19 protein-coding genes and 1 other RNA gene are annotated in these 21,526 nt (G+C 65.6%); 11 read left to right on the top strand and 9 right to left on the bottom strand.

Annotated features, from left to right (window positions below):
* Positions 1-3: 3 nt before the first annotated feature.
* The 3 genes from AB0C20_RS06090 to mctP all read left to right on the top strand — a co-directional run bounded on the left by AB0C20_RS06090 (position 4) and on the right by mctP (position 3,230).
* A complete protein-coding gene (locus AB0C20_RS06090; RefSeq protein WP_357181180.1) occupies positions 4-1,173 on the top strand; it encodes a bifunctional RNase H/acid phosphatase in 1,170 nt (389 codons plus the stop codon).
* A 162-nt stretch (positions 1,174-1,335) separates the two neighbouring features.
* Positions 1,336-1,578: a DUF3311 domain-containing protein gene (locus AB0C20_RS06095; RefSeq protein ID WP_091409411.1), complete on the top strand. Its 243-nt coding sequence runs from the start codon at positions 1,336-1,338 to the stop codon at positions 1,576-1,578.
* The gene (gene mctP / locus AB0C20_RS06100; protein ID WP_357181176.1) at positions 1,578-3,230 is read left to right on the top strand and encodes a monocarboxylate uptake permease MctP; all 1,653 of its coding nucleotides are present in this window, start codon (positions 1,578-1,580) and stop codon (positions 3,228-3,230) included. Before AB0C20_RS06095 ends, mctP begins: the two co-directional genes overlap by 1 nt.
* A gap of 330 nt (positions 3,231-3,560) precedes the next feature.
* On the opposite strand, the gene AB0C20_RS06105 is transcribed toward mctP, so the two are convergent.
* Positions 3,561-4,022: a MarR family transcriptional regulator gene (locus AB0C20_RS06105; RefSeq protein WP_357181172.1), complete on the bottom strand. Its 462-nt coding sequence runs from the start codon at positions 4,020-4,022 to the stop codon at positions 3,561-3,563.
* A gap of 54 nt (positions 4,023-4,076) precedes the next feature.
* Here AB0C20_RS06105 and AB0C20_RS06110 point away from each other — a divergent pair, with 54 nt between their 5' ends.
* Complete coding sequence (locus AB0C20_RS06110) at positions 4,077-5,309, top strand: MFS transporter (protein WP_357181169.1); 1,233 nt, start codon at positions 4,077-4,079, stop codon at positions 5,307-5,309.
* Positions 5,310-5,481: 172 nt separating this feature from the next.
* Here AB0C20_RS06110 and AB0C20_RS06115 read toward each other — a convergent pair whose 3' ends face one another.
* Complete coding sequence (locus tag AB0C20_RS06115) at positions 5,482-6,243, bottom strand: sulfite exporter TauE/SafE family protein (protein ID WP_266304789.1); 762 nt, start codon at positions 6,241-6,243, stop codon at positions 5,482-5,484.
* Between the two features lie 127 nt (positions 6,244-6,370).
* Here AB0C20_RS06115 and rnpB point away from each other — a divergent pair.
* Together rnpB and AB0C20_RS06125 are read left to right on the top strand one after the other, a co-directional pair.
* Positions 6,371-6,786: RNase P RNA component class A (gene rnpB, locus AB0C20_RS06120), an RNA gene on the top strand.
* A 407-nt stretch (positions 6,787-7,193) separates the two neighbouring features.
* Positions 7,194-7,409 (top strand): hypothetical protein, encoded by a 216-nt coding sequence (locus tag AB0C20_RS06125; protein ID WP_357567480.1) that lies wholly within the window; start codon positions 7,194-7,196, stop codon positions 7,407-7,409.
* Between the two features lie 192 nt (positions 7,410-7,601).
* Here AB0C20_RS06125 and AB0C20_RS06130 read toward each other — a convergent pair whose 3' ends face one another.
* The 3 genes from AB0C20_RS06130 to AB0C20_RS06140 all read right to left on the bottom strand — a co-directional run bounded on the left by AB0C20_RS06130 (position 7,602) and on the right by AB0C20_RS06140 (position 10,920).
* Positions 7,602-9,980, bottom strand: coding sequence for a restriction endonuclease (locus tag AB0C20_RS06130; protein WP_357567481.1), 2,379 nt, complete (start codon positions 9,978-9,980; stop codon positions 7,602-7,604).
* A 117-nt stretch (positions 9,981-10,097) separates the two neighbouring features.
* On the bottom strand, positions 10,098-10,415 hold the full coding sequence (locus AB0C20_RS06135) for a hypothetical protein (RefSeq protein ID WP_357567482.1): 318 nt from the start codon (positions 10,413-10,415) through the stop codon (positions 10,098-10,100).
* Between the two features lie 223 nt (positions 10,416-10,638).
* Positions 10,639-10,920, bottom strand: coding sequence for a hypothetical protein (locus AB0C20_RS06140; RefSeq protein WP_357567483.1), 282 nt, complete (start codon positions 10,918-10,920; stop codon positions 10,639-10,641).
* A gap of 33 nt (positions 10,921-10,953) precedes the next feature.
* On the opposite strand from AB0C20_RS06140, the gene AB0C20_RS06145 reads away from it, so the two are divergent.
* Both AB0C20_RS06145 and AB0C20_RS06150 read left to right on the top strand, forming a co-directional pair.
* Positions 10,954-11,115 (top strand): hypothetical protein, encoded by a 162-nt coding sequence (locus tag AB0C20_RS06145; RefSeq protein WP_357567484.1) that lies wholly within the window; start codon positions 10,954-10,956, stop codon positions 11,113-11,115.
* A gap of 1,752 nt (positions 11,116-12,867) precedes the next feature.
* Positions 12,868-14,448, top strand: a complete 1,581-nt coding sequence (locus AB0C20_RS06150; RefSeq protein WP_357567485.1) for a hypothetical protein — start codon at positions 12,868-12,870, stop codon at positions 14,446-14,448.
* Positions 14,449-14,729: 281 nt separating this feature from the next.
* Here AB0C20_RS06150 and AB0C20_RS06155 read toward each other — a convergent pair whose 3' ends face one another.
* Complete coding sequence (locus AB0C20_RS06155) at positions 14,730-14,921, bottom strand: DUF397 domain-containing protein (RefSeq protein ID WP_357567486.1); 192 nt, start codon at positions 14,919-14,921, stop codon at positions 14,730-14,732.
* Positions 14,908-15,714 (bottom strand): helix-turn-helix transcriptional regulator, encoded by an 807-nt coding sequence (locus tag AB0C20_RS06160; protein ID WP_357567487.1) that lies wholly within the window; start codon positions 15,712-15,714, stop codon positions 14,908-14,910. The genes AB0C20_RS06155 and AB0C20_RS06160 overlap by 14 nt, the downstream gene beginning before the upstream one ends.
* Before the next feature lie 273 nt (positions 15,715-15,987).
* On the opposite strand from AB0C20_RS06160, the gene AB0C20_RS06165 reads away from it, so the two are divergent.
* Entirely contained in the window at positions 15,988-16,254 is a 267-nt protein-coding gene (locus AB0C20_RS06165) for a hypothetical protein (protein WP_357567504.1), read from the top strand.
* A complete protein-coding gene (locus AB0C20_RS06170) occupies positions 16,251-16,514 on the top strand; it encodes a hypothetical protein (protein ID WP_357567488.1) in 264 nt (87 codons plus the stop codon). The genes AB0C20_RS06165 and AB0C20_RS06170 overlap by 4 nt, the downstream gene beginning before the upstream one ends.
* 58 nt (positions 16,515-16,572) lie before the next feature.
* On the opposite strand, the gene AB0C20_RS06175 is transcribed toward AB0C20_RS06170, so the two are convergent.
* Together AB0C20_RS06175 and AB0C20_RS06180 are read right to left on the bottom strand one after the other, a co-directional pair.
* The gene (locus tag AB0C20_RS06175; RefSeq protein ID WP_357567489.1) at positions 16,573-19,368 is read right to left on the bottom strand and encodes a TIM-barrel domain-containing protein; all 2,796 of its coding nucleotides are present in this window, start codon (positions 19,366-19,368) and stop codon (positions 16,573-16,575) included.
* 192 nt (positions 19,369-19,560) lie between these two features.
* Positions 19,561-19,932, bottom strand: coding sequence for a hypothetical protein (locus AB0C20_RS06180; RefSeq protein WP_357567490.1), 372 nt, complete (start codon positions 19,930-19,932; stop codon positions 19,561-19,563).
* A gap of 6 nt (positions 19,933-19,938) precedes the next feature.
* Between AB0C20_RS06180 and AB0C20_RS06185 the strand changes: the two genes are divergently transcribed.
* Positions 19,939-21,489: a hypothetical protein gene (locus AB0C20_RS06185; protein WP_357567491.1), complete on the top strand. Its 1,551-nt coding sequence runs from the start codon at positions 19,939-19,941 to the stop codon at positions 21,487-21,489.
* Positions 21,490-21,526 lie beyond the last annotated feature (37 nt).

Consider the following 21,526-nt stretch of genomic DNA (forward strand, 5'->3'; position numbering starts at 1 on the left):
GTCGTGGCGCCGCGCGTGGTCTCCATGGAGGCCGACGGTGGGTCCCGGGGCAACCCCGGCCCCGCCGGCTACGGCGCGGTGGTCCGCGACCCGGAGACCGGCGAGGTGCTCGCCGAGCGCTCCGAGTCGCTCGGCACCGCCACCAACAACGTCGCCGAGTACCAGGGCCTGATCGCCGGGCTGACCGCCGCCGCCGAGCTGGGCGCCGCCGAGGTGGACGTCCGGATGGACTCCAAGCTGGTGGTCGAGCAGATGTGCGGCCGGTGGCAGATAAAGCACCCCGGCCTGCGCCCTCTCGCCGCCCAGGCCGCCGCGCTGGTGGGCCGGTTCACAGCGGTCCGGTTCAGCTGGATTCCACGCGAGCAGAACCGGCACGCCGACGCCCTCGCCAACGCCGCGATGGACGCCGCCGCGGGTCGTCCGTCGGCGACTGCGGCCCCCGCCCGTCCCGCGACGACGCCGTCCGCCGGCCAGCCCTCGACCCCGATCATCGGCAGCGACCCGGCGACCGCGCCGGCCTCCTGGGAGCCACGGCCGACCTTCACCGCCACCCGGCTGATCCTGGTCCGGCACGGCGAGACCGCGTACACCGAGCAGCGGCGCTACTCCGGGCGCGGCGACGTTCCGCTCTCCGAGCGTGGCCGGGCCCAGGCCCGCGCCACCGGCACCCGGGTCGCCGAGCTGGCCCCGTCCGTCGCGGCCGTGCTCAGCTCACCGTTGTCCCGGTGTACGGCCACCGCGGCGTCGATCGCCGAGGCGCTCGGCGGCGACGTGCCGGTCCGCACCGAGGACGACCTGATCGAGTGCGACTTCGGCCAGTGGGAGGGGCGCACCTTCGCCGAGGTACGCCAGCAGTGGCCGGGGGAGATGGACGCCTGGCTCGCCTCACCCCGGATCGCGCCGCCGGGCGGGGAGTCGTTCACCCAGGTCGCCGAACGCGCGCACCGCGTCATCAGCGGGCTGCTCACCGCGTACCCCGGTGAGACAGTGGTGGTCGTCTCGCACGTCTCGCCGATCAAGCTGATGCTGCGCGACGCCCTCGCGGCCGGCGACGGTTTCCTGCACCGGCTCTTCCTGGACGCGGCCGGCATCTCGGTGCTCGACATGTGGCCCGACGGCGGCGTGGCAGTGCGCACTGTCAACGACACCGCCCACCTCGCCAGCCTCGACTGAGCCGCCGCACCCTTCGTTGGTAGGGCCGGTCGGCCGCGCCGTTCGGCGCAGCCGACCGGCCGTTCGGCGCAGCACCTTCCGAACGGGTCAGGTGACCGCCGTCACAGAGTCGTAGCCTCCGGCCGTTACATCGAGAGCCACGACTCCCCGGAGGTGTGTCAGATGGCTGCACCCGAACCGGAGGCGCCGCCCACGGCGCCGACCAGGGCGAAGGACCACAGCCCCTGGAACTGGTTGCTCTTCATCCCCATCGTGGTGCCGCTGATCCCGGCGTTCTTCAATGGCGACTCGCCCCGGGTCTTCGGTTTCCCGCGCTTCTACTGGCTGCAGCTGGCCTTCATCCTGCTCGGCGTCGGTACCACCACGTTGGTCTACCAGATGACGAAGAAGCGGGGAGGCCGCTGATGTGGCGCGACCATCTCACCGAGATCATCGTCTTCTCCCTGCTGTTCCTCCTGGTCAGCGTGATGGGCTTCGTGGCCGCCCGGTGGCGGGCACCGAAGGACATGGCGCACCTGGACGAGTGGGGGCTGGGCGGGCGCAGCTTCGGCGGCTGGATCACCTGGTTCCTGGTCGGCGGCGACCTCTACACCGCGTACACCTTCGTGGCGGTGCCGGCGCTGGTGTTCGGCGCGGGCGCGATGGGCTTCTTCGCGGTGCCGTACACCATCGTGATCTACCCGTTGGTGTTCCTGGTGCTCTGTCGGCTCTGGTCGGTCTCGCACCGGCACGGCTTCGTCACCCCGGCGGACTTCGTCCGCAGCCGGTTCGACTCGCCGGTGCTGGCGCTGCTCGTCGCGATCACCGGCATCGTCGCCACCATGCCGTACATCGCATTGCAGCTCGTCGGCATCGAGGCGGTGCTCAAGACGATGGGGGTGACAGGCGATAGCGCGCTGGCCCGGCACCTGCCGATCATCATCGCGTTTGCGATCCTGGCGGCGTACACGTACCAGTCGGGGCTGCGCGCGCCCGCGCTGATCGCGTTCGTCAAGGACGCCCTGATCTACGTGGTGATCCTGGTCGCGGTGATCTGGCTACCGCAGAAGCTGGGCGGCTGGGGCAGCATCTTCGACGCCGCCGAGGCGAAGTTCCAGGCCACGGCGCAGAACCCGAACGACGGGATCCTGCTCAACGCCAACAATCAGCTCCAGTACGTCACCCTGGCGTTCGGCTCGGCGTTGGCGCTCTTCCTCTACCCGCACAGCATCACCGGCGTGCTGGCCAGCAGGAACCGCGACGTGATCAAGCGGAACATGTCGGCGCTGCCCGCGTACAGCCTGATCCTCGGATTGATCGCGCTGCTCGGCTACATGGCCATCGCGTCCGGGGTGAAGCCACTGCCCGGCGCCAAGGAAGGCACTGTCGACAACAACACCGTCGTGCCGGTGCTGTTCGACCAGCAGTTCCCGGACTGGTTCGCCGGCGTTGCGTACGCGGCGATCGGCATCGGCGCGCTGGTGCCCGCGGCGATCATGTCGATCGCGGCGGCGAACCTGTTCACCCGCAACATCTACAAGGAGTACCTGAAGCGGGACGCCTCCCCGGCCCAGGAGGCGAACGTCTCGAAGATCACCTCACTGGTGGTGAAGGTCGGTGCGGTGGCCTGCATCGTCTTCCTCGACCCGCAGTTCTCCATCGACCTCCAGTTGATCGGTGGCGTGATCATCCTGCAGACGCTGCCGGCGGTGGCGCTGGGTCTCTACACCCGCTGGTTCCACCGCACCGGCCTGATCGTCGGCTGGGTGGCCGGCATGGGGTTGGGCATGTGGATGCTCTACCAGGTGGCCAGCCCGACCCGGAAGCACTTCGGCGGCTCGGCGTTCCCGCTGTCGGAGTTCGGGTTCGACACCACTCGGACGATCTACGTCGGCATCGTGGCGGTGGCGGTCAACCTGGCCGTGGCGGCACTGGTGACGCTCGCGCTGCGGGCCGCCAAGGTCGAGGAAGGAGTCGACGGCACCGAGCCGGACGACTACTTCGCCGACGAGGGCGACCCCCGCATCACCCCGGGCCCCGACCGCGACGCCGACTCGGCCCGCGAACCGGTCGCCTGACCTCAGACACGAACGCCCGGGCGCCGACGCGTGTCGGTGCCCGGGCGTACCTGTCCCGTGCGCGTGTTCTCGTGCCCCGTGTCTCCCGCGCCCGTGTCCTCGCGCCCCGCGTCTTCCGCGTCTCCCGCGTCGATCTTGCAGTTATGGTGCCCGGTAGGTGGTGATTCAGGCCGTTTATCCCCCACCATAAGTGCAAGATCGACGGGGCTGGGCTGGGCTGGGCTGGGCAGGGCGGCTGGGCTGGGCTGGGCTGGGCGGGGCGAGGCGTGGGGTGGGGTGGGGTGGGGTGGGCGGGGGTGCGGTGTGGAGTGGGAGTGGGAGTGGGCGGGGTTAGCGAGGGCGGTTGCGGTTGATCAGGGCCTGGTTGAGGCGGCCCAGTAGGGCAGCCAGCGTGGAGCGGTCCTCGGGGGTCCAGTCGGCCAGCATGTCGCCGTAGAGCCGGGTGCGGGCGGCCTGGACGGCGGCCATCCGTTGCAGGCCGGCCGGGGTGGGGGAGATGACAGTGCCGCGGCCGTCGGACGGGTCCGGGGCACGGATGATCAGGCCGTCGCGCTGAAGTGCGGACACCTGCCGGGTGACTGTCGAGCCGTCCAGGTTGAGCCGGGCGGCGAGAGCCGAGACGTTCTGCGGGCCGGCGTCGGCCAGGTGGCGCAGGATGACGTACGCCGCGCGGTCCAGCACCCGGTGCTCGGCGGTGCCGGTGGCCCGCCGGGTGGCCTCACCGAAGCGCATCAGCAGGGCCACCTCGGTCTCGATCCGGCCGAGGGTGCTCTCGTCATGGTCGTCGCTCATAGCTGTATGATACAGAATAAGTACCTGCATGATACAGCTATCTGAGGAGTCGAGGTGGATCGGCGTTCCGAACCGAACCGCAGTGCCATCTACGCCACCACGCTGGTGGCCTTCCTCGCCATCGCCGGCATCGCCGTCGTCGACCCGATCCTGCCCGCCATCGGCGAGGCGATCGGGGTCACCGCCTGGCAGGTCGAGCTGCTCTTCACCGCGTACATCGCGGTCATGGCCCTTGGGATGATCCCGGCGACGCTGGCCAGCGGCCGGTTCGGCTTCAAGCCGGTGCTCATCACCGGCGTCTCGGTGGTCGGCCTCGCCGCGATCCTCGCCTCGTTCAGCGACAACATCGTGCAGCTGTCAGTACTGCGCGGCGTCTGGGGGCTGGGCAACGCGATGTTCTTCGCCACCGCCATGGTGGTGCTTGTCAACCTGGCCGTCGACCGGGAATGGGTGGTGGGCCTCTTCGAGACCGCCCTGGGCCTGGGCTTCGCCGTCGGACCGCTGATCGGTGGCCTGCTCGGCGAGGTCAGCTGGCGGCTGCCGTTCTTCGTCTGCGGCGTCTTCATGGTCCTCGCCCTCGGCGTGGCGTCCCGCAAACTCCGCGAGCCCACCAACCGTCAGGCCCCGGTACGCGTCGGCCAGATCTTCGCCACCTACCGCCGGCCGGCGTTCATCGCCCTCTGCGTGGTCACCGCCGCGTACAACTTCGTGTTCTTCGTGGTGCTCGGCTACACGCCGCTCTTTCTCGGCCTGGACGTCATCCCGCTGGGGCTCGCGTTCACCGGCTGGGGGCTCGGCCTGGCCGCCGGCATCATGGTCATCGGTCACCGGCTGGCCCACCGAATCGGCGCGGTACAGACCGTCGGCGTGGCCATCGCCGGGCTGCTGGTCTGCATGGTCCTCTTCGCCACCTCCACCAGCACCGCCGAGGCGCTCGTGGTGCTGGTACTCGCCGGACTCTGCATGGGGCTGGCCAACGCCAACCTCACCGACCTGGCGCTCGGCCTCGGCTCCAGCGACCGGCGCGTCGCCACCGGCGCGTTCAACCTGGTCCGCTGGGGTGCCGCCGCGCCGGCACCGATCATCTCCGGCAAGCTCGCCGAGCAGTCGCTGGCGCTGCCGTTCTGGGTCGGCTTCGGGGTGCTCGCCGTCGGCGTGCTCGTCTACCTGGCCTTCGCGCACCTGATGGCCGCCGGCTACGGCGAGCGGGTCCTCTGGTCCCGCTGGAACCGCGCCGCCGCGAGTGCCGAGAACACCGCCGAGGAGCCGGTAGGCGAGGCGTACTGACCGCGTTTCTTTTGCGCTCTGCCGCTCCGCGCCGCGCCGTGCCGGCCAAGATCCGCGCAGTTTCGGGGAAACTGCTGCCTCGGCGCCAATTGAGCCAGCACTATCCCTGAAGTTGCGTGGATCTTGAGCGGGCGCCGGGCGCCGGGGGCCGGTCGGGGTGCGGGCGGGCGGTTTAGTTCAGGGCGCGCCAGAGCAGGTAGAGGCCGATCGTCGTACCGAACACCACGATCACCGTCTTGAGCACCACCGCCGGCAGCCGGCGGACGAGCCGGGCGCCCGCGTACCCCCCAATGAGGGTGGCCGGCGCGACCACCGCGACGGCCGCCCAGTTCAAGGGGCCGAACAGGGCGAACACCACGAGCGTCGTCAACCCCACCACCGCCGAGAGCAGATTCTTGATCGCGCTCACCCGGGCCAATGTCGCGTCCAGCACCAGGGCCAGCCCGGCCACCAGCATCACCCCGAGCGCCGCGCCGAAGTACCCGCCGTACACCGCGCCGAGCGCGACCATCGTCTGCACCGCGACAGTCCGCCGACGCGGCGACAGGTCCCGGGGGTGACCGACCAGGCGGCGCAGCGGGTCCTGGAAGGCCAGGACCGCTGTCGCGCCGAGGACCAGAAAGGGTACGACCAGCTCGAACGCGCGGGCGGGAGTGGCCAGCAGCAGCAACGCCCCGAGAATCGTGCCCACGATGGTGGTAGGCACCAGCGTGGCCAGCGCGCGGGGACGCGGCAGGTCCTGCCGGCTGCCCGCCACGCTGGCCAGATACCCGGGGAAGACGGCGACGGAGTTGCTGACGTTCGCCGGCACCGGGGGCAACCCGATCGCGATCATCGCCGGGAAGGTGATCAACGAACCGCCACCGGCCACCGCGTTGACAGTGCCAGCGGCGAGACCGGCGGCGAGCAGCAGCGCGGCGTGGGAGAGATCCATAGCCCCACGAGGCTAGCCGTCGCCCTACGACAAGCATTCGCCGGATCGTCCGTGAGCAGCGCGATCTTGCCCGGGCGGGGCGGCAATACCCGCAGCACGCTCGTCGTTAGGATGAGAGCGCGACGGACGAGTCGACCGGGCGGCCGCGTCGGCGGGCTTCGGCCCGCCGCCGAGGAACGTCCGGACTCCACAGGGCAGGGTGGTTGTTAACGGCAACCCGGGGCGACCCGCGGGAAAGTGCCACAGAAAACAGACCGCCGACCCCAACGGGGACGGTAAGGGTGAAACGGTGGGGTAAGAGCCCACCAGCACCCCGGGTGACCGGGGTGGCTCGGTAAACCCCACCCGGAGCAAGGCCAAGCAAGGGCCGTCACCGCAAGATGACGACCCGGCGCAGACGCTTGAGGGCTGCCCGCCCGATGTCTGCGGGTAGGCCGCTAGAGCCTGCCGGCAACGGCAGGCCCAGATGGATGGCCGCCGCCGGCGCAAACCCCTCGGGGTACGCGCCGCGCACAGAATCCGGCGTACAGGTCGACTCGTCCGTCGCCTATCAGCTCAGAGCCCTGATCAAGGCTCTGAGCTGGTTCTATGCTCGGGTGTCGATGGTCGTTCATGGTCAACATTGGGCGGCGTTTGACGCCCCGACGACGCCCTGACGCCCTGGAGACGCCCTGAGTGCTGGCTCAGTTGACCTCCTCTCGGGTCGGGCTGGCAGTGCCGTTGGACCGTCTCCGGTCCACGCCCGACCGTTCCGGCTGGGGCCGGGGGCTGTGTGTGTTTGGCACGCCCTGGTGGTGAGCCTGCTGCCGAGACCGAGTGATCCGGTGGCAAGCCAGTCCCGGGGTTGGACTGGCGCGGCAGACGGAAGCCCCGACGCACGACCAGGCCGACCCCGCTGGCTTCCGTAGCGGTCTTGGTGGTCCCATTCGTGGATGAGGTGGGATGAGTGCGTGCCGGAGCTGCTGGAGCACCTGGGGGAGATGGGTCTGGTCGGGCTGGTCAAGATTGACGGCGAGCGGGAGCGCAAGCCCTGGACCGTGGTGATCTCGGGTCAGCGGCTCGATGGTGCGGCGATCAGGGTCGACGGCCACAGCCTCGATTACTGCCTACGGCATGTGGTCGCCGCGCTTCACGAGCGCTTCCCAGACGAACTCGCGCTGTGCTGAGATCCGACTGTAGGGCGGTGTCCCGGCCGGGCTTGCATCACCGCACCGCGCGGAGCGCGGTGCGGTGATCCAGAAGAGAGGAAATCGGCAGCAGCGCGGACACTGTCACACGGACAACTGTCGATCCATTGTCGCCCGGTAGGCAGCAAAGCCGGATCGCCGGTAGCGTTTATCAACGGGGCAGTTGTGCGCTTACAGTCGATTGAAGAGACGTACCGGGTTGATGTCGTCGACACGAGACCTGGATTGCGATTGGCTTGGCGGAACAACAGCTGTGTCCTCCTCCGGGGCGAAGCCCTTGCCTTGCCCATCGTCGCGCTGCTCCTCCAAGAGAGCGTCAGCCTCCCAGGTATCAACAGACCAACCCCATTGTCGAGCGACCGATCTGATCTCGTCCAGCGAGGCCTCTTCATCGCCACTGGGCTCGTCTTCAAGTTGATACACGATCTCACGGACCAATTCGCCGGCATACTCCTCAAACTCGTCTTCCATGTCACGACGAAAATCGGAGGTAACTGGTACGACATTCACTATGTCCCGCAGTATGGACCATTCCTCCAAATCTTCAGGCTCGCTCATCCGCTTCAGCAGGCCATATTCGAACCGTGTTCGCGTTGGTCGCCAAGCGATCGGAATGGACGAGCGGAGAACTTGGGCGAGTGACAATAGGTCACCTCCCCCAATCTTCTTGGCGTTCTCCAATACTCCGTCGACGATAGCTTCGATTATTGGCGACTTCGGAACTGCGCCTGTTTGGTGGCACAGGTTTATGTAGAGCCCTAAGCGCTCCCCAATCCGCTCGTACCACTGGTATCGAGTGCTAAGAGGGAACAAGCCGGTCGCAGCCGTGCTGGTCCCAGGTGTGAAAAGAGTGCGTTCGACGCCGGCAAGAATATCTTGCTTCAAGTCCTTCAGCCTCGGGCTGAGAATCCCGCTGATCGACTCACTCCTTTCGAAGTAGCCGCACAAACCTCCGACCGTCCGTACTTGATCATAGAACGGGGCAGAGCGGGCCAAAGCTTGGATCTGTTCTGGATAGCGCAAGAGAAAGTTGCCGACTGCATCTGCTAGTCCGGGATTTAGCGCTGCTACGGTTATGTCACCGTGACCCTCGGAGATTAGCCGCAACAGATCGCCGTCCAGCACTGAGATGGCCGAATCCAAGTCGACCCCTAGGCAGCGCCGTTGACTCAGCTTGTTAAGTTCCCTCGTTGCTTCATAGAGCTCTTCCGACCGAATCATCGTACTTCCGAATGAGAAGCGGACCAAAAGAATGTCGCGCTGCAATTCGGTCAGCTGATGGTGCAGGACGTGGTGCCATAGCCCGTCCGGGCGTTCGAGTGCTTCGACTAGTTGTGCAGGAACGCTCACGCCGGAGCTGTCCAACACAATGTTCTTCTGGCTCCTGCTTGCATTCACCGTACGGCGCCGAAGGCCATTTGCTCTAGCCATCAAAGCGATGGCTGCTTCCGTCAAACGCGGGTTGAATTTCGGATGTCGTGCAACGTCTACGTAGTCTGCTGCGGCGGACTGGCGTGCGAGGCCGCGAAGCGGAGAGAAGTATAGTTGGTTATAAAGAATGTGGGCCTTCTCGTACAAGGAAAGAGATTCGGACATCACAGAGACGCGGGTAGCGTCAAAGATGTCATGATTCAATCGTTCGTAACTCTGTTGGGCCTGCCGGAGCACGTAATCACGAGTGGTCATGAGGAAAATCTTGGTTGGGTCAGTCTCGACTAGGCGCAGTAGTCTGACCAGCTCCGCATCGCCGCCTACCTTCAGCTTCGCGTCCAAGCTGTTTTGACCGAGAAAGTCGTCGAAGAAGAGCACCTGTTTGGTGCCCGTGCTCAGCTGCGCCTCAAGCTCTCGCACATCACCGATGGCTGTAATTGGCTCCCACCCTTCCGCCATCATCTGTAGTAAAAGAATATGTGCGGTGGTGGTCTTTCCGACACCAGGGGGCCCAGCAAGGATGCAAATGCCGAGATCGTCTATGACATCTCTGGCTTTCGAGATGAACTTAGTTTCAACGAACGTTTTCTGAAGTCTCTTAAGCTCTTCCCGTAGATTCGCCGATCTTAGGTTTTCCAACTGGTGCAACAGCGATTGAAAGACAGAACCGCTCAGCATCCATAGCTTAGGTGTAGCCCGCTCGACTGCCGGATACTGTCGGACGAGCGCGGCAATGTCTTCTCGACCAAATATATCAACCTCCCTGATTCGGTTAGAGAAAATCTGCACGATGCTCTTCTTGTTGTGTCGGGTCAATCTGGCCGACGTTGCAAGCACATATCTAGAGGCTTCATCGACAATGGCCTTCTTTGCCTCTTGGGCCAATTTGCCTTTGATCTCGTCGTATGAGGCGAGTGGATGGTGCTTGCACTGCACTACCAGCTCTTCCCCGGAGGCTAGCCCAAGCGGCGCATTCGTTGGTCCTAGAACACGCAGATCGACACCACCGTCTCTGCCTCTCGGAAAAGATTCCACACGGGCAGACCACTCGGCGGTTAGGAGGTCAGCGACAAGCCGTTCGAAGTCGTAGTCCGACAGATTATCGAAACCGTCCGTCACTTCTTATCCTCTGGTTGCTGGCTTTCGTAACTGTCTTCTCAGCCGAAAGAAGCGAAAGCGCGCTCTGCGCATCACGACTTCGCCCCGATAGCAGGAAATGCGCGGCTGAGCCCTCGGCTACGTCAGAAGTGGCAATAAGGAAGAGTGGCGTTGTAGAAGGGTCGAATGTTCCTGCTCGTAATCCCTTAGACCAATGCGCAGCGTCTTCCAAAGGTTAACGCTCGCGTCTGTAAGCCTCGTTCCAGGAGCACGCTGCTTCAGTTGAGCCAGCTCGCGGTTGGAGGCAGCCAACTTTTCTGCATCGTCGCCGGGCTCGATAGCAATCCGCCAATCCGGGCCTTCTTTAAAGAGCTCCAGTGCACGCGCTGGCGAGTAGCGGAACTGATATGCGTACCCGAGTGCGGAAGCAGTGGCCTCGAATGGATTGACTGTCACGCCTGCCCCCTATTGCTGTCTGCGCCAGGCTTTAGGCTCTAGCGTTCGCGGAGGAGATGTACCAGCACACTAAGCATCTGATCACCGCGTGGCAAGGCCTTCACCGTTGGTAACGCTGGCTGGATGACTAGTTCTGCCCAAGCGGCGGCCTGGAGTGCCTGGCAGGGGCCCTTGTGCTGTAGTGAGAACGGACGTGGAGCGTCGCGGGCTAGCGCTTGCTGCCTCATCCGAGTAGCCGGTAAATCCTGACGACTTCTCCGACGACGCCATTCGTCCAGACGATCTTCTCTTGTTCGATCAGGGTCGTGCCCACCTCGACGGCAAACAAGGCAGCAAGCTCCCGGTCGGTGGCTACTTGGCGCTGGCGGGTCGCCGGACCAGAACTCTTGTCCGGCCCGTCCTGGTGCCGACGGACGTCTGCGTAGGTTCCGCGGCCGTACCCGGCCGACGACGAGCGGGTCATGGCGCCGCTGCTGTTCACCACCACCCGGCGGGGTGCGATCAACCGGCGCACCTTCGACACAAGAGTTGGCGATCCGTGCTGGCGGCCGGGATCACGCCGGCCCACGCCACCGGGAAGCACGCGCTATGCCACTTCTACGCCTCGTCGCTGCTCGACGCGGGGGAGAGCATCAAGGCGCTCGTGTCGTATTTCGGCCACGCCGACCCGGGATTCACCCTCCGGTCTACACACACCTGATGCAGGCCAGCGAGGAGCGCGCACCTGGAGGCAATCGACAGCTTGTTCCGGGCCTGCGGCTGGGGTTCCGAGACGGCGCCCGTGACAGCGCTGCCCTGACGGCAAGACTCGTCCGGGTGGAACTCGTTGATTTGGGTGTGGTCGCTGCCCCGTGCGCGAACACGGCAGTCGAGCGACCAGAGCGAAACGGGAGCCGGCATAGTGCTGTAGGTAATCTACCGCTCTCATAGTTTCGGGGGTGCCGTGACAGAAGCGCGGGTAGTCGTTCCAGTCCGGCCTTGGAAAGCACGTGCTGTGAGTACCTTGAGGCTGGGGCGTTCCTTAAGGCGCGTAGCCGCTCACAAGATCACAGAGGCGCAACGCGAACTGGGCTTGAGGACCCATAGGCGGAGCAAGTTAAACCAATTGTGGGAAACATGCGCTTTGCCCTACTTTCTGCCTGTCTTTGCGCCACTGGTGGCTGTAGCCATTGCACTGCTCGAGCCTGTCTTGGGACAACGATGGCAGATTGCATCGCCGCTCCCAGTATTTTCAAAGGCTGAAACTTCACGCGACTTCTTGGGTCTCCTTTGGCAGGTGGAAGGATCAATCCTGGCCCTCGTGACGGCGGTGGTCCTGTTTGCTTTCGAAGGTTTAACGCGCTCACGGCCGGGAGTTCCAATTTGGGAGTACGCGGGCCGATCAGGCTTGGCGCAATATTTGATGCTCGGAGGGGCGGGTCTTTCCGCTATTCCTATAACTCTGTTTTGGCGGAGTGAAACTCCGCCGCTGGCGGCTGCTCATTTTGCAGCTATAGTGAGCGCGTTAGGAATAGTCGCGCTGCCATTTCTTGTGTACCGGGCAATGCGTCTCATCGATGCAAATTGGCTGCGAAGCCAACGTCTAGCGGACGTCCATCTGACAGTCGCTCAGCTAGTTCGTGAGGAGGCCATCGAGCGTGTGGCGCTCAACGAACTTCACACGCGGATCAAGGATTTAGGCGTTGAAGTTCGAAGCTTGCTCCCGCGTGATGACGGATATGTCTGTCAAAAGTCAGCCTCTACGGCGACGGTATATGACATTGATCTACGCCGGCTAGAATTGGCTGCGGAGCAGAGCAAGTCAAAGCTTACAATCCGCGCTGTAATCGGTGACGCGGTAACTCAAGATGCCCCCTTGCTGGTATCCGAAGGGTCTGCAGGGGATGCCCGGTCGCTGCCAATGTTTATACTTTCCCAAGGTAGACGAGACGAACGAATGGGCAAGCTCCTTTCGCAAGTTAAGGAGGAAGGCCTTGAATCCTTACGTTCAGAGTCTGCTTCAGCCATCGCAGCCGTCGCTGACTCGTACACGGAATTATGGCTAGCATGGCCACGCGCTTGGGCCGCGTATGGGCAGCGACTTGCGGGTGGCTTCATTAACCAAGGACACTTGTTTCGGTGGACCCCCTTGGACGAATTGAGGTCTGATCTTTGGTCGTTGCTTGACACCGCTATTGAGCGCGGACTTCGTGAGCAGACGAATGCGCTGATCGGAATTGCCTACCGCGTCGGGAGCGAGGCAATCGAGCTTGACGCGCCGGACATTTTGGATGGCATAACCGGACTTGCGAGATCTCAGCTGCGTCCCACGGGTGGGTCGGGCTCGCCGTTCTTGAAGATTACGAATGACCGTTTAATCCGTTTGCAGGTCGACCTATGTAGGTACCGCGCAGTTCCAAGGCTCGAGGACAACCGCCGTGGTGTTTCGGAGACGCGGCAGGCAGCAGAGTGCATGACCGTGCTCTTCGGGGCCATTGCCGAGTGCTTGAAGATTTCACTAGATAACCGCGACGGCGTTCTCTTCGATGAATTTGACAAGGAGTTCTGTCGACTGCTGGAGTTTTGGCAGATTGAGCCGGACGAGTACTTGTCCAAGCAAGCGCTAGAAGATTCGTCGCTTGCTGAGCGATTTTCGATTACCGAAGATCAGGCTCGAGATGGCCTTGAGCTTTATTCAATTCAACGTGAACTGGTGGACTTCCGGTCCATGCTGCGGCTCTCTCTCCTGGGCTGGGCACTACACACTGCTGCCCAAGAACCACTGGAGGAGAAGACCTTGAAGCCGCTTCTCCGAGTTGCCCGGACGTTCACGGAGCCCGAAGACTTGGTCCGGATTGTCGATGCTGCCCTGCAGCAGAGGCGAGGCCGATTGGACGACTGGGTCATGTCTTCGTTGCCCCAACATGAGGTTCACGCTATCGATGGCGAAGGCCCTCTCTTTCTTGCGGTTGCCTTAGCGCTTTTCCTCTCCCCGAGAGCGGCAATCATCCCGCCGGCCCCGTGGCTGTTCGAGCAGCGGGTCGAGCGCTTAAAGAATGCCCTAAAGGTTTTGGCTCAGAACGAGGAACTCCTGGCGACGGCAGGAATTGACGGCCAGAAGTCGGCGGAACTGGTAATCCGTCTTGGTGCCGCCCTAGATCAGTCACTTGTCGCCCAAGCGGCGATAGAGCGGGCGGAGCTTATCGATCAACCGCTCGATCCGGCAAAGGTCGAAGAGTTCAAGGCGCAGGTGTTGAAGGGGTGGGCTGCAACGCGTGTCCTACCAGAATTCTTGGAAGTGGGAGGCCTCTCCTTATCCTCTCGTCCCATCGCGAGCTGGGCTGGCATGAGGTTCGGCTTCGGCCCTCACTTCGAGAACAAGTCGTTGTTCGTTACGCCCTCGAAGATGGTCGGATTGGACCATCATGCAAGGGATTACGGGCGCCGTTTGGCGCACTCGGAATTTAGCGCGGTAATCTCCAAAATTCAGGAAGCGTCGCCGAAGTTAAGGGGGAAGGGCGGAGTTCGCGACAGGGTGTCTCAGGCGATCGAGCAGATATCCGCAGAGGGTTATTCCCCCTCAGTCATGATCGTTCCTCGGGATCACAGGATGTTAATCGCTCTGGGGTTAGCTCCCGAGTGGCGGCGACGCTTTCAAACTAACGGCTTCGAGCGCTCTATCGCTGGAGAATTCCTCGGCCTCACGGTCGTGGAGGCGAGAAGGTTTGAGGCGAACCGAATATGCGTGCTAGATTTTGCGGCGTTCCTAAAGGTTTGTGAGGTCACTGAGGCGGAAGGCTCGGATGTCGTCTGTGAGGTCGAAGCGATTGATAAGGCGAGGGCGGCCGAGATTCTGGCTGGATGGAAAAGACGTAAGCGGTACGACCCTGAACTTCACATGAGCGAGGAGGATCTGCGCGCCAGTGTAGGCGTGAACGTCTACCGTTACTTCGACGTTGAGGTAGTAGCGCCACGCGCCTCCAGGCTGGTTTGGATCCCGCCTTCCGTTGTGGCCAAGGCGAGCAGCGCGGCAACAACTGTATCGGCAGTATGAAGGCATGCCACCCGGCAAGTCGTCGTGCGCGTCTTGGGCGGCGTTCGCATCCGTGGTCTTTAGGACAGGCGCTAGGCGTTCGGTCAATCGGTCAGTCTGGCCGCGGGTTGCGACGAAACGATCCCGGCGGGAGGTAAGCATTCCCACGGCTATCCCGTCGACGCATACCGGGCCAAGCCACTCCTTGCATTCGCCTCAAAGTCGGAGATGAGCGCTTTGGGGCGCCGGCGAACTACGCACTCTGGCCTGGTGCGAAGCCCTTGCGCGCGGCCTGGCATCGGTTAGCGCCGCACGGCGACCTGGGTGACGAACGCCCGCCAGGCCGCCGGACCAAAGGTCAGGGTCGGGCCGACAGGGTCCTTGCTGTCCCGGACACCGATGACGCCGGGCAGGTTGTCGGCGACCTCGACGCAGTTGCCCCCAGACGAACCGCTGCGCCGGGACTTGCGCCAGATGGCATTAGTGAGGTCCATGATGGCTGTGCACTTCCTTCATCAGCTCGTTGGACTGTCGGCGCGGGAGTGCCTCGTTTCTCACGTTCTCCCACCTCGTCTGAAGAGTATGTAGCCCATCTTCGTTATCGACCACGATCCCGCCTAGCTGATTTTCGAGGTGCCCGACCCAGGCTCCATCGCCGGCCCGCGCCAGCGCGAACGGCCCGGACAGCCCGATGTGGAGGCCAGCGCCAGCCGGGATCACGTGGATGTGGACGTGTGGCAGCTCGGCGACCGTGATGAGGTGGGCGACCTGCTCGGCCATGATGCCGGCGTGTTCGTCGCCGGCGCGGCGAAGCGTGGATTCATCCAGCACGGCCACCACCTGCGGCGGGCTGTCGCCGGTCAGGATCTTGTGTCGGCTCATCCGGGCGCTTACCTGCTGGTCTACCTCGGTGGCGGACATGAGGTCGTTCAGGCGCATCACGACGCGGGCGTAGTTCTCGGTCTGGAGTAGGCCCGGGATCAGTAGTGGCTCGAAGAGACGAAGCTGTCGTGCGCCACGCTCGGCGTCCAGCCACGGCAGGAACCACGACGGTGCGCCGAGTTTCACCACTAGGCGACCGAACAACCCGTCGTTACTGAAGGCGCGGTCCGCTCCCCGGATGAAGTCCATCGTCAAGGCGCGGGTGCCGCTTTCCACGGCGCTGACGTGTGAGGCGCTGAAGCCCGCAGCGCGGCCGAACGACTCTTGCGTCATCCCTGACGCTCCGCGAGCACGGCGGATCTCGCTCACGATGAAGTCCGCGAGAGGGCTTGGCACGTCAGCCATACATCTCTCCTCAAATCGGAGATCGACTACCCGAGGTGCCACACGTCTGGAGCCTGTCTGCCAGCTCCGGCCCAGACACCTGGAACGCCTTCCAAGCGTAGTGGTCTCCACAGCAGAGTGTCACCAAGCGGCGCGGCTGGCAGGCCCACGGAATCCGGCGGTCGCGTTCGTAGCGGGGCCGCTCCCGACGGGCGAGCACTCACGGGAGCGGCCCCTTCCAACGGCACCAAGGGGAATACCGTGCCCGACGACAAACCCGAGAAGATCGGGAAGATGAAGGCCGGTGACGTGGTCCACCTGACCGCCGCGGCGAGCGTGCAGTTCCTGCGCCCGATCTTCGTACGCGTCATTCGCGAGCTGCCCGAGCGGCACACGTACGACGGGTGGGTCTGGATTGAGGGCTACCAGCTGAACGCGGCCGGCGACGCTGTGGCGCGGCGCGAGTTGTTCGTGATGCGCGCGGGCGTGCGGGTGCAACCCCTGCCCGTCAGAGCGACCAGGCCAACCAAGCGTCCGCGACGTCCGGTGCGGGTCGGATGACCGCGCGCCCTTGCCCGCACCTGCCGATGCGCCCGGCGTGGCTGTGCCGCAACTGCGCCGCGCCCTGGCCGTGTAGCCCGGCGCAGCTCGCCCTCGTGGCCGAGTTCTACGGTCATTCGATCGCGCTGGCGTTCTACCTGGCCGCGTCGATGCAAGAGGCGATCGACGACGCGTACGGCCTGGGGCTGTGCCCGGACCTGCCGGCGCTGCACACCAGGTTCCTCGGCTGGCTGTCGCTGGCCCGCCGGCCACACCGATAGCCGGCAGACGAACCGGCCGGGTGGGTCGCCCCACCCGGCCGGTCTCAGGAACGCCGTCTCAGTGCTTCTTGAACACCGGCATGGTGTCCAGCGTGGTGGTGATGTTCTGCGTGGTGCCGCCCCGGTACGTCTTCCCGGTGAAGATGTCGGTCCAGCTGTTGCCCGGCGGGAACCACACCGACGTCGTGGCGGTGGTGCCGGGCGTCGTCACCGGTGCCACCAGGTAGTCCGGGCCGTAGAGGTACTGCGAACCGGCGGTGGCGTACGCGGCCTGCTCGTTCGGGTACGCCAGGTACATCGAGCGGACGATGGGCGTACCCGTGCGGGTGGCCTCCTTGGCGGCGGCGTAGGTGTACGGCAGCAGCTTCTCCCGCAGGTTCAGGAACTTCTTGGCCGACGCGTTCGCTGCCGCGCCGTACTGCCAGGGCAGCCGGTCGCTGTGGTTGGAGTGCAGCCGGTCGATCGGCTGGAACGTGCCGAACTGCACCCACCGGGCGTAGAGGTCGTCGGGCAGCTTGGTGCTGCCCGGTTCGCTGCCCGGCTCCTGGAGGCCGCCGGTGTGCCCGCCGATATCGTGGCTGACCGCGGCCAGCCCGGTCGCGGCCGACTCGCCCGGCGTGTAGCCGACCTCCATCTGCAGCGTTGACCAGTCGGAGGTGGTGTCGCCGGTGAAGTGCAGCGTGGTGCGCTTGTCGGCCCACGGGCCGGTCGACACCGGGGTCGGGCTGCTGTAGCCGCCGGCCTGCAACGAGCCGTACGCCCGGGAGAACGCGAAGCCGGTCTTGTCGGCGTACTGCTGGTTGATCCACGCGTCAGCGGTCACCCCGGCGAGGGAGGACTTCGTGTTGTCGCAGCACCAGTCCAGCCACCAGAGGTCCGGGCCCTTGCTGCCCTTCGGGATCATCCCGTCGTGGAGCTGCATGTACGCAGTGAGCTGGTCCGGGTCGCCGAAGTCGAACGCGTAGCAGTCGGGGCCGCCGTTGCAGCCGACGCGCTGGAGCTTGCCCTTCGCGGTGGCCTGCGCCTGCGCGAACTTCGGGTCCGAGCCGAGGATGCTCGGGTGGATGTTGATGCCGGTGTGCAGGCCCTGCTTCCTGGCCCAGTCGAAGAACGCCTTCGGGTCGGGGATGCGGGTGGGGTCGATGCTCCAGCCGTTCCACTTGTCCGGCGCCTTGACGTCGGTGTCGAGGACGAGCACGTCCAGCGGGACACCCTCGGCCTTGGCCCGGGTCACCAGGTTCTGGAACTCGGCGGCGGTGCGGTCGTAGTACTCGGAGTACCACACCCCGTACGCCCACTTCGGCAGCAGCTTCGTGGGCCCGGTGAGGGTCGACAGGTCCTTTAGGGCGCGGGTGAAGTCCTGCCCGTACGCGAAGACGTAGCCGTCCTGCTCGGCGGCGGGCCGGGGCTTGGTGGTGCTCAGGGCCGAGGCCGAGTCGTCGAGCAGGTACCAGCCGTCCTGGTAGAGCAGGCCCGGAGCGGTGAGGGCGGAACCGGTCACGCCGTCCAGGCCCCGGCGGTAGCCGCCAAGCGGCGCGTGCGGGGCGAGCAGCGGGGAGCCCTTGCTCGTGACGGCGACCGTGTCCACGTTGACGTTGCAACTGGCATCCGTGGGGCACCCCAGCGTCACGGTGTTGGTGCCCTTGTTGAGGTGGACCGGGACGGAGACGGTGTTCCAGTAGTCCCATCCGCTGGTCGGCGGAAGGGTCGCCGTGACCGGCGCCGCCGTTCCCGCGGTGACCGACATGGTGCGCGTCTGGCTCGGCTGGGCGCCGGCCTGGCCGTTGGCATAGCGGATCTGCACCTGGTAGTCACCGGCGGACGGAACATCAGTCACTGTGAGCGTGTCGGCGGACGTGGTGCTTTCCAGGCCGGCGAGAAATCCCGTACCGGAGGCGCCGTTGTGGTCGTTCGCGGGCCTCGCGCCGCCGGTCAGCGCGCCGGTCTCGGCCTCTCCCAGCGTGCCGAACCGCAGGGGCTGCGGCTGGGGCGGGGTCGGCACCGGGAACGAATCACCCGGGTTGACCACCGCGAGGCTGTCGACGTTCACGTTGCCGGAGTCGTTGGGACCCCGCACAACGCTGATCTCGTGCCGGCCCGCGGTGAGGTCGACCGGCACGGTGGCCAGGCCCCAGGTGTCCCAGTTCGCGGTGGGCGGCAGCGTCAGCGTGTGGCCGGCGTCGCCGTCGACCTGGACAGTCAGGGTGCGGTCCACGTTCTGGCCGTCGCCGCCGGTGCTGTTGGCGTAGCGGACGGCGAGCTGCTTCGTGCCGCCCTCGGGAGCGTCCAGCGCGAATGTGATCGAGTCGCCGGACGAGGCGAAGCCGGCCGCGAAGCCGCGTCCGGTGAATCCCTGGTGGTCGGTGGCCACGCCGGGGCCGTTCAACTGCAGCGATTCGGCCTCGCAGAGCGCGCCGAACGCGCAGGTCGGGGCGGTGTGGCCGGCCCAGGGTTGGCCCTGCACGACCTGCTTGCCGGTCTTGAGCTGCACGGTGAGGTTGTCGGCGGTGAACGCGCCCGAGCCGACCCGGTAACGCAGCGTCATCGTGCCGGTGTCGATGGTGAGCCAGCCGTTGTCGACGTGTTTCGTGAAACGCGTGCGGGGGAAATCGTCGCGCCCGATGGCGTTGAACGTGGCGGCGTCGGTGAACCTGCCGTCCTTCTGGTACTCGGTGCGGATCAGGGTCGGGGACAGCACTTCGAAGCGTGCGTCACCCGACCGTACGGCTCCGTCTTGCGCCCGGTGGCGGCTCGCCTGGGCCGGCGCGGACGGAGCGAGCGCCAGCCCCGTGATGAGAATGCCGACGGCGGCGGCTGCTGTCGCGCTGCGGCGGGGTGAGTTCCGATAGAGCAAGATGCGCTCCTCGTCTCAAATGGAGGAAATGAGTCGATGACAACGCTGTCACTCGCTCGAAACGCATGTCAACGGGCCTCGGAGGGTGTCCCTTCTCTCTTTCGTGACAGTCCGTACTCGTCCGACAGGCGTCGCTCCGCACGGTGACGAAGGCGGGTCGCCAGGGCCGTGGGCTACCGCACGACCACCGGCTCAGACGTACGGGTTCCAGGGCTCGGGTTGTTCGGCGTCCCAGCCCAGCCTGTCGAGTGCACGCAGGACCGCGCCCGCGCGGGGAGTCCAGAAGAGCAGGATCTGGTCGCGTCCCTCGACGTCGAAAGAGACGGCGGTCGCCGGCAGCGGGAACCGTCGGTAGAACGGATGGTGCGCCAGCGCCGCCACGTTGAACTGCTCCAGGGTGTCCGATCCGGAACGCGACGTGAAGGTCAGCGTCCTGTCGTCGGCGTGCAGCGTCACTGTCGGCCAGGCCATTCGTCGAACGGCCCTGAGGGGGTTGCCTCGGGTGACGTCGAGGCGGTCAACGTAGGTGAGCCCGCCGCGCGCATCGAAGGTCTCCGAAATCATCGTCGGATGGTACGGCGGGTCCGAGGGCCGAAGGCGGCGGTGGCGGCGCAGGTGCGCGTACGAGCGCGACGCCGGCTTGACCTCGTGCTGGACGATGAGCTGGTGAAGGTACGGCGACCGTACTTCGACCGTTTCGCCCTCCTGGTGTTCGGGATGCTGCTGCTCGCCGGAGCTGTCGGTATCGCGTACGGACTAATGGACATCGCCTGGGTCGGCCTGTTCCTGAGCGCGGCGGCTGTGGCGCTCGGCCTGGCGACAGGTGGCCGGCTGGTGCGCGACGCGGTGTTGCCGTTCCGCGTCGACGTCGACTCGCACGGCTTGTCGGTGCGGATTCCGAAGCTCAACCGCCATCTGCTGTGGGACGAGGTTGCCGCGGTCGTGCTCGCCGACGCGCCCGGGACCGCCGACGCGCCCGCGACCGCCGACGCGCCCGCGACCGCCGACGCGCCCGGGACCGCCGACGCGCCCGCGACCGCCGTCCGACGCATGCTGCGGGGTCCACGTCTGCTCCTGGTGCCTGCGGCCGGGGTGAGCCTGGGCGTCCCGCTGACCGAGAAGAGCCCGGTGGACGGCCAGGCGGCCGTCGAACTGTTCGAACTCGGTGAGGTGGCCTACAAGGAGGACCAGTTCACGCGGGACCTGGCGCTGCTGGCGGGTGAGCGCTTCCACCCCCTGTTCCGGCCACCGATCCCGCCGACCAGCGGTGTTCCCCTGCGGCACTTTCCGGACCAGACCGACCGTGCCCGGCTCAAGCGGTGGCTGGACCGGCGCAGGGCCCTGCTGTTCGTCGGCTGGTACCTGCTCGTCCTCGTTCCGTTGCTGTCGCTCACCATCGTGGCGACACAGCACAACGAGCTGCTCGGCGGCATCGTGTTGGTCGTGTCCCTGGTGGTGGTCGGCATCGTCACCACTGTCGTTCGGCACTTCACCGAGAGTTGCCGGGACCTGCTCGACGACGAAGCGAGGATCGACGGCACTGACCTCGTCATCGGTGCTGGTCCGGAGTCGCCCCGGATCAGCCTGGTGTCCGGGATCGTCACGGTGCGGCAACCGGGGCAGCTCAAGGGCTTCGGCGAAGCGTGGGTGCTGGCCCGCTCGGCAGACGAGGAACCTCCCGTTCCCCTGCTGCTCCTCGCTGATCCGCGTACCGGACTGCTTCGCGATCGGGACGACCTGCGTGCCGTGGAGGCGGTCCTGCGTGACTCCGCCGACGAACGGGACCGCGCCGCAGGTCGGCAACTCGACGAACTGGCGTCGCAGGCACCGACATCCGTCGCCTCGCCCGCCAGGCCATCAGCGGGAGCCCAGCCGTCCCGCGTGCACGCGACAGCCCTGTGGCAGGCGTCGAAGGGGGTGGGACGCGCTGTCGTGCTGCTCGGCGTCGTGGTCACAGTGATGATCGCGGGCGGCTGGGTGGTCGAGGAAACGACAGTCGTGGGGCCCGCCCTGATCGTCAGCGCCATCGGCATGTTCGTCGTGTGGATCGTCTACGCGGTGTACCGCGTAGTGGTGCTGCTCAGGGCGCTACTGATGCTTGTCGCGCGCGTGTTCCGCTGAGGCGGGTTTCCCGTCGCGCGGCAAGGCTGGCGATCGT

The sequence above is a fragment of the Micromonospora sp. NPDC048843 genome, from assembly GCF_040649965.1.
GTDB lineage: Bacteria > Actinomycetota > Actinomycetes > Mycobacteriales > Micromonosporaceae > Micromonospora > Micromonospora hortensis.